The sequence below is a fragment of the Legionellales bacterium genome, assembly GCA_026125385.1.
In the GTDB taxonomy this organism is placed as follows: Bacteria; Pseudomonadota; Gammaproteobacteria; order JAHCLG01; family JAHCLG01; genus JAHCLG01.
Map to the genome: position 1 here is coordinate 1 of JAHCLG010000045.1, position 11,694 is coordinate 11,694.

Consider the following 11,694-nt stretch of genomic DNA (forward strand, 5'->3'; position numbering starts at 1 on the left):
CGTGCGTTGGGTGCGTATTGGCTATTGGGAAATAGCGTAATCAGTGAAAGAAAATCGGCATACGATTGTTTTAAGGCGCTTAAATCCCGTTTGGATAAATCGTAACGGAAGGTGCGCACGAAGAAATCTTGATACTGATTAAAATTCGCTAAACCACGCATATAGTAGGCGTATTCCACATCTTTGGCTTGTGGATGCAAGTGAATGTAGCGATCGGCTGCCGCAACCGCTTCGGGTGAATCCCCGTTCATGTAATACGCATAAATACTGTCGAGTTGCGCGCGTTGATTATAATCGCCGAAAGGATAATTCGCATCGAGCGCTTCAAAATATTGCGCAGCCGTTCCATAATTACCATTAGCTAATTGTTTTTCGCCACCGTAATATAATTCTTTGGCCGAAAATCCACGATATTTAGCTAAAGGATCAACCGATATGCTACTATTGCACGCGGTTAAAGTCAGCGTTAACGCAAAGGTAACTATGAGCAGTAATTTATTCATTCAATCATCATCCTAACAGAGAAAGGCACGAGTATACCGTAAAAAATCTATGGACAACACTACTAACTTACACAACATCGTCCCCATTGAGTATCGTGGCAATCGCCTCGATTGGGTGTTAAGTCAATTATTCCCCCATCACTCACGATCACGTTTGCAATCTTGGCTAAAACAGGGTTACGTCTTAATCAATGGAGAAAATAAACCACAACGTTATAAAGTGCAAGGCGGGGAAACAATTATTATCACAGCGCCCGCAGAAAATCATGAGGAATGGGTCGCTGAATCCATTCCATTAAATATTGTCTATGAAGATAACGATATTATCGTTATTAATAAACCGATTGGCCTTGTGGTTCATCCCGGCGCTGGCGTTATGAGTGGTACCTTATTAAATGCCCTGCTCCATTACGATCCCGCGCTTTCCCAAGTGCCACGCGCTGGGATTATTCATCGCTTAGATAAAGATACCTCAGGATTACTCATCATCGCGCGCAATTTAGTGGCGCATACGGAGTTAGTCCGGCAATTGCAGGCGCGGGAATTTGAGCGTGAATATGTGGCACTTGTTCAAGGCCAATTGCGCACGCCAGGGAAAATCGATTTACCTATCGCAAGACATCCTCATCATCGTACCCGTATGGCGGTAACCGAACAGGGCGGAAAAGAAGCCATCACACATTATTTTATTGAAAAGCGTTTTCCGGCTCACACCTTACTTACTGTGAAACTGGAAACGGGACGCACCCATCAAATTCGCGTGCATTTAAGTCATTTAGGCTATCCCATCGTGGGCGATCCGGTTTATGGAGGTCGTTTACGCTTACCCAAAAATGCCAGCGAGCAGTTAATTACACAGTTAAAAAATTATCGCCAGCAAGCTCTGCACGCACGAAAATTAGCAATTATTCACCCCAGACATCACGTGCGTTATGAGTGGTTTGCGGAAATTCCCGCTTGTTTTGCGGAGTTATTAAATGTCTTAACCGAGGATAATTCCCACTCATGAAACTTCACTGTATTATTCCAGAATGGCCAGCGCCCAAATGGGTAAAAGCCTTCGCCACAACACGCAGAGATGGATTTTCGGAAGGCGCGTTTGCCGGACTCAATTTAGGCGATCACGTTAACGATAACCCCATCCACGTTCAACAAAATCGCGAATTATTAATTAAAGAAGGCTATTTACCGCATCCGCCTAATTGGTTACAGCAAATTCATAGTAACATTGTGATAGATGCAGAAAAAAATCCAACGACTCTCCCCGCGGCTGATGCCTGTTACACTCAGCATCCCCAACGCGTGTGTATCGTCTTAACTGCCGATTGTTTACCGCTATTAATCACCGATATTCACGGACGCGAAGTGGCAGCGGTTCATGCAGGCTGGAAAGGCTTGCACAGTGGAATTATTAATAATGCGTGTAACAAATTTCAAGCACCTCCTCGGGAATTATTAGTCTGGATAGGCCCTGGTATTAGTGGTGCTGTTTATGAAGTCAATAACGAATTTCGCGAACGTTTTTTAATGCTGCATCCCGATTACCATGCAGCGTTTACACCCAGCCAAACACCTGACCATTGGTTAGCAAATTTACCCTGGATCGCCCGTTATCAATGTGAAAAATTGGGTATCCCGCAGTGTTACGGCGGAGATATTTGCACCTATCAAAATCCCGATCACTATTTCTCTTATCGTCGCAACAACATGACTGGGCGCCAAGCCAGCTTAATTTGGTTGGAACGACCATCCTAAATTTTTGTTTCTAAATCGACCAGTAGGATTTACGCTTGTTCACAAATGGGTTAAGCTTGAGCCAAGGCTTTACCTTACTAGAGATGACTTCATGAAATCATTGCTTTCTACATTCGTGTTAATGTTTTGCACCTCGTTGTGTTTTGCTGCGGGTCAATCGGCTATGCTCAACACTAATAATCCCCCGACGGCTAAAAATCAAAATCAAAATCAATTAACCACCATGCTGAATCGAGTGATGCCAGGCGTGGTGAATATTTATGCCGAGGGCGAAGATAAAACGGAAAGCAATCCCTTCACCAATCCCGCGCCCGATCAAAATCGCCAAAACCAAGATGGGCATTTCATTAGTATTGGTTCAGGCGTGATTGTGGATGCGCCTAACGGTTATATTTTAACCAACGCCCATGTGATTTATCAGGCCGATAATATTACCGTCACCTTAAACGATGGTCGTCGCTATAAAGGTAAAATTTTAGGATATGATGTGGGTTTTGATATTGCGGTAGTTCAAATTGATGCAACCAAATTAACCGCCATACCTTTGGGTAATTCCAATAATTTACAAGTCGGCGATTTTGTCGCCACCATCGGCTCACCCTTTAATTTAAAACAAACCGTAACTTCTGGTATCGTGAGTGCCTTGCATCGTTCCATTCACATTGAAGGCAATGAAGATTTTATTCAAACCGATGCCGCCATTAATGTCGGCAGTTCGGGTGGTGCGTTAGTGAATATGAATGGTCAATTAGTGGGATTAAATACTGCAATATTAGCGCCTGATGGCGGTAATATCGGCATTGGTTTTGCCATCCCCATTAATCTTGCGCAACAAGTGATGAACAGTTTATTAAAACACGGCAAAATTAAACGCGCGTTATTAGGTGTATTAGTGCAAAACCTCACCCCGGATTTAGCCGATAGTTTTGGTTCACCCAATGCCAAAGGCGCATTAATCTCTCAAGTGAATAAAAATACTCCGGCTGATCAAGCAGGGTTACAAGCCGGTGATATTATTACCAAGGTCAACGATCAACCTGTCGATAATTCCAATGAAGTTCGCAATTTAATTAGCTTAATGGAACCCGACACCAGCGTATCACTCACGATTTTACGCAATAATAAACCACAAACCATTCGTACTAAATTATTAAGCGATAAAGAATTAAAAATGAGTATGATGGATAATGACGATTCGTTACTCGCTGGCGTTAGTTTAAGTAATTTTGATCAAATTACTTTACGCAGTGGACATGTCAAAGGCGCGCGTGTCAATTATGTCGATCAACTCAGTGATGCCTGGGCTTCGATGTTACGTCCGGGTGATGTGATTATTTCCGCCAATCATCAACCCACCGAAAATATCCAAGCGCTGGAAGCTATCGTCAATAAAGAACAACAACATCTTTTATTACATGTGATGCGCGATGATGGATCGTTTTATTTAGTGATTCCATAGTTTGGCGTAACCTGGATCGGATCGCAGCCGTAGCCTGGAGCGAAGCGCAGCCGTAGCCTGGAACGAAGCGCAGCGTAGATCCAGGAAACTACCCTGCAAAAAAATTAAGCCATTGCAAACGGTCAACATGCTTTAAAAATTATTTTGTGATGCAGAGAATTTATGATTTTTTAGGGTGAAGATCCTGGATCTTCGCTGCGCTTCGTTCCAGGCTACGGCTACTCTCCGTTCCAGGCTACGGCTGCGCTTCTTCGTGGCTGGAAATGCGGCGGATATTGGCGCCGAGTTGGCTTAATTTTTCTTCGATACATTCATAGCCGCGATCGATGTGATAAATTCTATCGACAATGGTGGTGCCGCGTGCAGCGAGCCCTGCTAAAACTAAACTGGCTGAGGCGCGTAAATCAGTCGCCATCACTGGCGCGCCGGTTAAATATTCCACACCATGACAAAATGCCGAATTACCTTGCACTTGAATATCAGCACCCATGCGTCGTAATTCTTGCACGTGCATGAAACGATTTTCAAAAATGTTTTCGGTAATTAAGCTTGAACCTTCTGCAATGGTATTTAATGCTAATAATTGGGCTTGCATATCGGTTGGAAAACCAGGATAAGGGGCTGTGGAAATATTCACCGCACGCGGGCGATTTCCATACATATTTAATTCAATATAATCATCACCAGTATTAATTTCTGCACCGGCCTCTTGCAGTTTTAATAATACAGATTCCATGATCGAGGCATTAATATTTTTTAATTTAATTTTTCCGCGCGTAATTGCCGCGGCAACTAAGTAGGTACCAGCCTCAATGCGATCGGGCAAAATACGATAGTTTCCACCGTGTAATTTTTCCACGCCTTCAATTTGAATGGTCGCGGTGCCAGCGCCAGTAATTTTTGCACCTAATTGATTTAAACAATGCGCTAAATCTTCGACTTCCGGTTCACGCGCAGCATTTTTTAAAATCGTGGTACCTTTGGCTAAGGTGGCTGCCATCATAATATTTTCAGTACCGGTGACGGTGACTGTATCAAATACGATTTTTGCACCTTGCAAACGGTCTTTGACCTTCGCATGAATATAACCGTCTTTTAATTCAATTTCTGCGCCCATCGCTTCCAATCCACGCAAATGGAGATCGACAGGTCGCGATCCAATCGCACAGCCACCGGGTAACGATACGCGTGCTTCACCAAAACGGGCAACAAGAGGCCCTAATACTAAAATCGAGGCGCGCATGGTTTTCACTAAATCATAAGGAGCATCGTAAGAGTGAATGAAATTCGGATCGATAGTGACATTCATTAATTCATCGATGGTGAGTTGCACACCCATCGTGCTCAATAATTCCATCATTGTGGTGACATCACGTAAATGAGGTACATTAGAAATGGTGATGGGTTCTGATGGCAATAGCGTTGCGGCAATAATTGGCAGCGCTGCATTTTTAGCTCCTGATACGCGAATTTCTCCGTTTAACGGTTTGCCGCCAATGATTTGTAATTTATTCATGATCCCTATCCTTGTGCTCGATTTTTCGTTGCCCATTCAGCGTTAGTATACGCATGAATATTTAACGCATGCAATTCTCCACTGCGAATTAATTCACCGACTATCTGATACACTTTTTGTTGACGTGCAACCGTGCGCAACCCCTGAAAACATTCCCCAATCAACTTGGCATCGAAATGATGACCATCACCACTCACTTCCACCGTGCAATCGGGTAAATGCGTTTGTAAAAGTTGTTGTAATTTTGTTTCTTGCATGACGTTCTACTGCTCTATTGAAATTAAATCGGCAACATCGCACGCTTTGGCGATGTTATATAAGTCGTGCGGTAAATGACGAAAGACCAAAGCTTGCGAATGCTTAGTGGCCTCGCGCTGCCATTGCAATAGCAAGGCTAAGGCCGCACTGTTAGCAAACGTCACTTTAGCTAAATCAATAACCGCAATCGATTGCGTTTGGAAAATTGCGGTGGCCATTTTGGCAATTTCACTCACCGTCGCAAAATTTAATTCACCTTCAATGATTAAACAATCATTGTTTACGCTAAGTGCGAAATTTTGCATTGTGTTTTACCATGGTATTTAATAAACCTGACATGCCTTGACGGGCTAAAATATCACGAAATTGTGAGCGATAACTTTGCACTAAACTCACGCCTTCGACGATTAAATCGTATATTTTCCATTGTCCACCGCGATTAATTAAACGGTAACTCACGGGAATGCTGGGGCCTTGCGTGCGAATAATTTGGCTATCGACGCGCACGGTGTTTTCTGATTGCGGTATTTCGCGAGTAAACACCACTTTTTCATTGGTATAGGAAGCTAAGGCTTGCGCATAGGTGCCAATAACGATATTCGTAAATTGATTAATAAATTGTTTTTGTTGCGCAGCGTTTGCTTTTGTCCACCCTTGACCTAAAACCGCACGCGAGACTAAATTCATATCGACATGAGGTAAAAACGTTTGACGTACTAAACTATAAACCGCTTGAGGATTACTTTTCATAGCAATTTGTTTCGATTTTAATTGCGCAATCATGGAATCAGCGACTTGGCGCATCACATTCGTGGCAGCGCCGGCAAATACGGAAGTGATAAACACACTTAAAAAAAGGATACTAAACCCTGCTATGACTTTTTTCATTCAATAACTCCTTAAGATTTAAAATTTAAGATTTATTTTTTAAATTAAACATTAATTGCCCAATTAAATTTTCTAAAATAATCGCCGGTTGCGTATTTTGCAAATGGGAACCATTTTTTAAATACTGCGGTTTCGCATCAGGATCGTCTGCGTATCCTGGAATAATCGCAATATAGTTAGATCCTAATAAACCGGCGGTGTAAATATTGGCACTTGCATTGCTGGCAATAATTTGATTGTATTTATCGTCAATCACCATGGTGACGTTGGCATCGAGCGTTTGTGAATTCAGTTGAATTTTTTCGACTTGACCAATTTTAACGCCGGCAAGGGTCACCGCGGCATTTTCTTTTAAATCGCCGACATTTTGAAAATCGGCGCTAATGGTATACGTTTTTCCGTGCCAAATATGACTAATGCCACTCACACGAAAAGCTAAAAATAATAATGCTAAAATCGCGAGCAGCATAAATAAGCCCACTGTTAACTCCACCATGGCTTTGCGCATATTTACCAGCCCCCCATCATCATTGCTGTTAAAACAAAATCTAAACCTAAAATTAATAACGAAGAATACACCACCGTTTTTGTGGTAGCTTTTGCCACCCCTTCAGCCGTAGGTTGACTAAAAAATCCTTGAAATACCGCAACCCACGTAACCACAAAACCAAACACCATACTTTTAATCACGCCGTTAATAATATCATAATGAAAATTCACTGCCGTTTGCATATTGCCCCAAAACGATCCGTTATCGACGCCAAGCCATAATACCCCAATTAAATAGCCGCCATAAATGGCAACTGCGCTAAATATCACGCACAATAATGGCATGGAAATAATGCCTGCCCATAAGCGCGGAGAAATAACATGCCATAAAGGATTAACGCCCATCATGTCCATGCTATCGAGTTGTTCAGTCGCGCGCATTAAGCCAATTTCTGCGGTTAATGCCGAGCCTGCTCTGCCAGCAAATAATAATGCGGTGACTACCGGAGACAGTTCGCGCACCACACTCAATGCCAATAATTGCCCGAGTTCTTGTTCAGTGCCAAATTTTACTAAGGTATAAAATCCTTGCAAGGCCACAACGAGACCAATAAATAATGCAGAAACAACAATAATAATTAATGATAATACGCCCACTGAATATATTTGTTGGATGAGTAAATTAAAACTTTGCACGGGACGCGGGGGTTTTACCAGCGTATTAAAAAGTAATAATCCTGATTGTCCAAGTTTTTCTAAAAAACCAATACCACTGCGGCCTAAAATACGGATAGATTTAATCACGCCCTACCCCCAAAATATCGTTACGTAAATCCTGGCAAGGATAATGAAACGGCACCACGCCATCGGCATCACCTTGAATAAATTGTTGAACACTAGCTTCTCGACTTTTCGTAATTTCTTCTGGTGTACCGGAGGCAATCAAACGACCGTTGGAAATAATAAATATATGATCGGCAATGCTCAAGGTTTCTTGCACGTCATGTGACACTAAGATGGTGGTCATTCCCAGGGTGCGATTAATGGTTTTAATTAATTTCACCAAGACGCCTTTCCCAATAGGATCTTGTCCGGTGAAAGGCTCATCGTACATGATTAATTCGGGATCGAGCACAATCGCGCGCGCTAACGCCACCCGCCGAGCCATTCCACCCGACAGTTGCGCGGGCATTAATTCGCGCGCTCCACGCAAACCCACGCTTTGTAACTTCATTAACACAATATCGTGAATTAGATTTTCTGAAAGTTGAGTATGTTCTCGCAAAGGAAACGCGACATTGTCAAAAACAGAAAGGTTAGTAAATAAGGCACCGTGTTGAAACAAAAGCCCCATACGTTCACGCAATGCATAGAGTTTGCGTTGCGAAAGGTGGTGAAGCGTTTCCCCAAAGACACTCACACTGCCGTGTGTTGGCGTCAATAACCCGCCAATTAAACGTAATAACGTCGTCTTACCAGAACCACTCGGTCCCATCACGCCAATAATTTGCCCGCGCGGGATACTAAGGCTAACCCGATCAAAAATCGTGCGCTCGCCCCAACCAAAAGTAAGATTGTCAATGGTTACAACCGTCTCTACAGCCATGCTTGATTAAAAATGAAATGAGAATAAGGGTTAAGCTAACACAAAGTGAGGAGGATGACCACAGGATGGCGATTTTTATTCGCTCTTAGACTTTGTCCAGGTGCAATTGAGTGAAATTTGTTTTATAGTGCGGATTCTAAAAAAAAATAGGACTCATCGTTATGTTAGGTCAAGGCAACAATACAGAGAATACACTTAATCAAGATTTTTTCTTTTCAGGGGCAACGAGACCTTCGAACAACTCTTTCTTAATAATTACCTCATACAATCCAGATAATAAAACCATTACCTGTAGTGACCCTAAAAATAATAATAGCGTTTGCATGGGTTTACTAAGCCCCAACCCAAAAGATTTATTTTTTGATGATCGAATTAAAATTATATTTGCACAATTATTTCAAAACTTTTTACAAGGTCTTATACAAAATTCGTCTTTAGCCAATAAAGCACAAATGAAATCTGGAGTTAGTCTAGTAGATCTTGGCGAATTAGTGCCAACTGCAGAAGCATACCAAACATTAGAGCTTGATATACCTGAAGGTGATACTTCGATATTAATAAATATTGCAGTAACGACTGAAGAAATTCACCAAGACGCACAAAATGATACTAATGCTTATTATGGTGCTTCTGAAGCTGAAGATGCTGATATTCCTTTGTATATCCAGTTAGTCTACGATCCCAAGAATCATCTTCTTACAATCCCTTACTTTCATCTAAACGAATGTCTAAGGAAGAAAGCCAATCATATTATGAACTATATTTTCACGAGTTTTTTACGAAATAAAGAATTATTAAGTTTATTAAAATTTCGATTATTGCCCCAAGTTAATTGGTTAATAGCCATTCCAGACAATGGCGGAATATATGTCCACTCAATAAAAGATTTTAATCACAACGATTACCATGGGTATTTTGCTAAAAAATTCTCAAAAGTATTAATTCAGAAAAACATTCTTCCAAGTGAGGATGAGGATGAGGATGAGGATGAGGAAGATAAAACTATTGAAGTAGTGATATATTGTAAAATTGTCACTTTGTTAGAAAAATTTTCCATCCATCCCAGCTTGCAGCAGTCATCAGAGGTGCAGCAGTCATCAGAGGTTACGTCTAAAATAGAATCTGAAGATGATCAGAATACATCAACAGCTATTCAGCAAATATTTAATACATTGAGTATTACTACGGCTAGCCCAGCTCAAACAAATCTGTCCTCAACAGCAATCTCATCTTCTGATTCAAATAATTCAGCAAGCTCTTCTAATTCGTCTTCGACTACGGGAGCTTCTTCCTCCTCAACCCAGATATACAGCAGTAATATTTCACAACTACTATTTTCATCAACCGCCTCAGAAACCAGCCCATCAGGAACTATCAAATCAGGAAATAATCAAAACACCAGCACTAATACAACTTCCACCTCGACAAATTCTTCTCATAGTTCGCCAAGACTGAAAAAGGACTCCAGCAGTGACGGCTAAAATATGTCTAACTTCACCTAATAACACAATAAATCACTAACGGCTAAAAACATGCCCTTAGTGATTTACCAGTAGCTGATCAAGATACGGAGTTTACGCTATGCAAAGTAATACATATTTTCTTCACGAAGATGATGGTTTTTATTTTTTGAACAGTAACCCGATTAAAAAAAATTCACCAAAATTATGTTCCGATGAAACTATACTGAAATTATTCAGCGAATTATGCTCACATTTTTCCACTAACTACTTGACAAATCTATTTCCAGGTCCATCAAAGAAAATAGGACTCACCATAGATTGCTGCCAAGATCCAATTAATGAAGAACTCTATGAAAATCTTGGACTTGAACTTCCCAGTAATACTTTTATACTATTGAACATAGCATTCACCACCTCTAAAATACACAAAAATAATTACTATATCGATGAGTGCGAGTCCAACCCAGAAAATATTCCAGTATACCTTCAGTTTGGCTGGGATTTAAAAAATAATTTTCTGACATGTTATTTTTTTTATTTACATCAATCACTACATAACCATTCATCTGGAATTATGAAATATTTTTTAACCAAGTTTATCGAAAATCAAAACTTATTTTCAAAATTACAGTTACGTTGCGTACCTCATCAAAAAGCATTTTCACAAGCACCACTGAAAGGTAACAAGTTTTTTCTTTCTATTAACGACTTTTCTGGCGAAAATTTTCAACTTATTTTTAAAAACATGTTTTTCGATCAAGATGATTTTATTGATCATGAATCCTTATTAAAAAAATTAACTGCCATAGCCGAACCAGCAGATGAATTCTTAGACAATTTAAAACAACAAGAAAATGATAGCTTAAGTTCGGGAATGGCCACTGAATCTTTACCTTCTTTACAAAATCTATCAATTAGCAATAGCTCCTCAAATTCAATCTCCACCGCGTCAAATCTAATTTTTTTTTCTGGGTCAAACAAAAATACTGCAAGTTTAACTCCAACATCCCAAACTCCAACTACAGCATGGCAATCTTCTTCATCCTCATTTGCTTATGCTAGTGCTGGAAACCCCGCTTCTTCATCCGGCTCCGCAAAAAAGCGGAGACCCCGTTTAGTACGTCGAAAACCCGGTAGTAGTCTGGAGCAGAATGCAAATCCCAGCTCTTCGCAGCAAATTGCACCAGCTTCATCATCCGTTAATACCTTACCTAATCTATTGAATTTTAAGTGATCAGATGTGCCAACAAAAAACTAGGAATTTCCTGCCTCGGTGGCTTGAATATCGCTATTGCGAAAGATGCAATTTTGTACAAAATCTGGTTTAATAACGTTCAAACTAAAATTGGAGAAAAATAATGTTTAGTAGCTCGTCATTAAATTCGTCCTCAAGTTCATCTTCGAATTCTTCTGGAGATCAAACCTCAATCAATATACAGACTTCAAGTGGTTCTTATCCCTCTAGTTCTAGTAGTTCTGTTGGCAATCAAACTAATCGCTGCTCCATTATATTTGATCAAGACATACAATTGTTAAATCCCGCAGATGAAAAAAGAATAAGTGAAATATATTGCAGTAAATTTTCAACATTCAAAAATGATTCAAATAAAAAATTTCATTGGGGATTAAAAGATAATGAGGAATTATTTATCGTAATCAATGAGGGCAATGCAGCATATCAAGATGGTGTTTTCTGGATTAATAATAATTATGAACAACTAAATCTTAAAAAGCCAAGTTTTTCTTTACTCATTGAT

The 11,694-nt window shown here is 40.5% G+C and carries 14 protein-coding genes; 6 read left to right on the forward strand and 8 right to left on the reverse strand.

Annotated features, from left to right (window positions below):
• On the reverse strand, positions 1-503 hold a 503-nt coding region (gene bamD / locus KIT27_11675; GenBank protein ID MCW5590306.1), incomplete at its 3' end, for an outer membrane protein assembly factor BamD.
• 49 nt (positions 504-552) lie between these two features.
• Between bamD and rluD the strand changes: the two genes are divergently transcribed.
• From rluD to KIT27_11690, 3 genes are all read left to right on the forward strand, one after another.
• The gene (rluD, locus tag KIT27_11680; GenBank protein ID MCW5590307.1) at positions 553-1,512 is read left to right on the forward strand and encodes a 23S rRNA pseudouridine(1911/1915/1917) synthase RluD; all 960 of its coding nucleotides are present in this window, start codon (positions 553-555) and stop codon (positions 1,510-1,512) included.
• Positions 1,509-2,258: a peptidoglycan editing factor PgeF gene (gene pgeF, locus KIT27_11685; GenBank protein ID MCW5590308.1), complete on the forward strand. Its 750-nt coding sequence runs from the start codon at positions 1,509-1,511 to the stop codon at positions 2,256-2,258. Before rluD ends, pgeF begins: the two co-directional genes overlap by 4 nt.
• Before the next feature lie 91 nt (positions 2,259-2,349).
• A complete protein-coding gene (locus tag KIT27_11690) occupies positions 2,350-3,717 on the forward strand; it encodes a Do family serine endopeptidase (protein MCW5590309.1) in 1,368 nt (455 codons plus the stop codon).
• Between the two features lie 235 nt (positions 3,718-3,952).
• Here the strand turns inward: KIT27_11690 and murA are convergent, their stop codons facing one another.
• The 7 genes from murA to KIT27_11725 are packed head-to-tail and all read right to left on the reverse strand — an operon-like array spanning position 3,953 to position 8,474.
• Positions 3,953-5,233: a UDP-N-acetylglucosamine 1-carboxyvinyltransferase gene (gene murA, locus KIT27_11695; protein ID MCW5590310.1), complete on the reverse strand. Its 1,281-nt coding sequence runs from the start codon at positions 5,231-5,233 to the stop codon at positions 3,953-3,955.
• A 5-nt stretch (positions 5,234-5,238) separates the two neighbouring features.
• A complete protein-coding gene (locus tag KIT27_11700; GenBank protein ID MCW5590311.1) occupies positions 5,239-5,490 on the reverse strand; it encodes a BolA/IbaG family iron-sulfur metabolism protein in 252 nt (83 codons plus the stop codon).
• Between the two features lie 6 nt (positions 5,491-5,496).
• Entirely contained in the window at positions 5,497-5,796 is a 300-nt protein-coding gene (locus KIT27_11705) for an STAS domain-containing protein (protein MCW5590312.1), read from the reverse strand.
• Positions 5,777-6,379 carry an ABC transporter substrate-binding protein gene (locus tag KIT27_11710; GenBank protein MCW5590313.1) on the reverse strand — a complete coding sequence of 201 codons (603 nt, stop codon included), beginning with the start codon at positions 6,377-6,379 and terminating at the stop codon, positions 5,777-5,779. The genes KIT27_11705 and KIT27_11710 overlap by 20 nt, the downstream gene beginning before the upstream one ends.
• A 25-nt stretch (positions 6,380-6,404) precedes the next feature.
• Complete coding sequence (gene mlaD / locus KIT27_11715; protein ID MCW5590314.1) at positions 6,405-6,887, reverse strand: outer membrane lipid asymmetry maintenance protein MlaD; 483 nt, start codon at positions 6,885-6,887, stop codon at positions 6,405-6,407.
• A 2-nt stretch (positions 6,888-6,889) separates the two neighbouring features.
• Entirely contained in the window at positions 6,890-7,672 is a 783-nt protein-coding gene (gene mlaE / locus KIT27_11720) for a lipid asymmetry maintenance ABC transporter permease subunit MlaE (protein ID MCW5590315.1), read from the reverse strand.
• Positions 7,665-8,474 (reverse strand): ABC transporter ATP-binding protein, encoded by an 810-nt coding sequence (locus KIT27_11725; protein MCW5590316.1) that lies wholly within the window; start codon positions 8,472-8,474, stop codon positions 7,665-7,667. Before KIT27_11725 ends, mlaE begins: the two co-directional genes overlap by 8 nt.
• A gap of 161 nt (positions 8,475-8,635) precedes the next feature.
• Here KIT27_11725 and KIT27_11730 point away from each other — a divergent pair, with 161 nt between their 5' ends.
• The 3 genes from KIT27_11730 to KIT27_11740 form a co-directional block, all read left to right on the forward strand.
• Positions 8,636-9,955 carry a hypothetical protein gene (locus KIT27_11730; GenBank protein ID MCW5590317.1) on the forward strand — a complete coding sequence of 440 codons (1,320 nt, stop codon included), beginning with the start codon at positions 8,636-8,638 and terminating at the stop codon, positions 9,953-9,955.
• Positions 9,956-10,055: 100 nt separating this feature from the next.
• Positions 10,056-11,171, forward strand: a complete 1,116-nt coding sequence (locus tag KIT27_11735; GenBank protein MCW5590318.1) for a hypothetical protein — start codon at positions 10,056-10,058, stop codon at positions 11,169-11,171.
• Positions 11,172-11,295: 124 nt separating this feature from the next.
• Positions 11,296-11,694 (forward strand): hypothetical protein (locus KIT27_11740; GenBank protein ID MCW5590319.1); only part of this gene is annotated, 399 nt, incomplete at its 3' end.

Excerpts from the sequence above, each read along its gene's own strand:
- rluD (MCW5590307.1), top strand. The coding sequence starts at position 553 with ATGGACAACACTACTAACTTACACAACATCGTCCCCATTGAGTATCGT.
- pgeF (MCW5590308.1), top strand. The coding sequence starts at position 1,509 with ATGAAACTTCACTGTATTATTCCAGAATGGCCAGCGCCCAAATGGGTA.
- KIT27_11690 (MCW5590309.1), top strand. The coding sequence starts at position 2,350 with ATGAAATCATTGCTTTCTACATTCGTGTTAATGTTTTGCACCTCGTTG.
- murA (MCW5590310.1), bottom strand. The coding sequence starts at position 5,233 with ATGAATAAATTACAAATCATTGGCGGCAAACCGTTAAACGGAGAAATT.
- KIT27_11700 (MCW5590311.1), bottom strand. The coding sequence starts at position 5,490 with ATGCAAGAAACAAAATTACAACAACTTTTACAAACGCATTTACCCGAT.
- KIT27_11705 (MCW5590312.1), bottom strand. The coding sequence starts at position 5,796 with ATGCAAAATTTCGCACTTAGCGTAAACAATGATTGTTTAATCATTGAA.
- KIT27_11710 (MCW5590313.1), bottom strand. The coding sequence starts at position 6,379 with ATGAAAAAAGTCATAGCAGGGTTTAGTATCCTTTTTTTAAGTGTGTTT.
- mlaD (MCW5590314.1), bottom strand. The coding sequence starts at position 6,887 with ATGCGCAAAGCCATGGTGGAGTTAACAGTGGGCTTATTTATGCTGCTC.
- KIT27_11725 (MCW5590316.1), bottom strand. The coding sequence starts at position 8,474 with ATGGCTGTAGAGACGGTTGTAACCATTGACAATCTTACTTTTGGTTGG.
- KIT27_11730 (MCW5590317.1), top strand. The coding sequence starts at position 8,636 with ATGTTAGGTCAAGGCAACAATACAGAGAATACACTTAATCAAGATTTT.
- KIT27_11735 (MCW5590318.1), top strand. The coding sequence starts at position 10,056 with ATGCAAAGTAATACATATTTTCTTCACGAAGATGATGGTTTTTATTTT.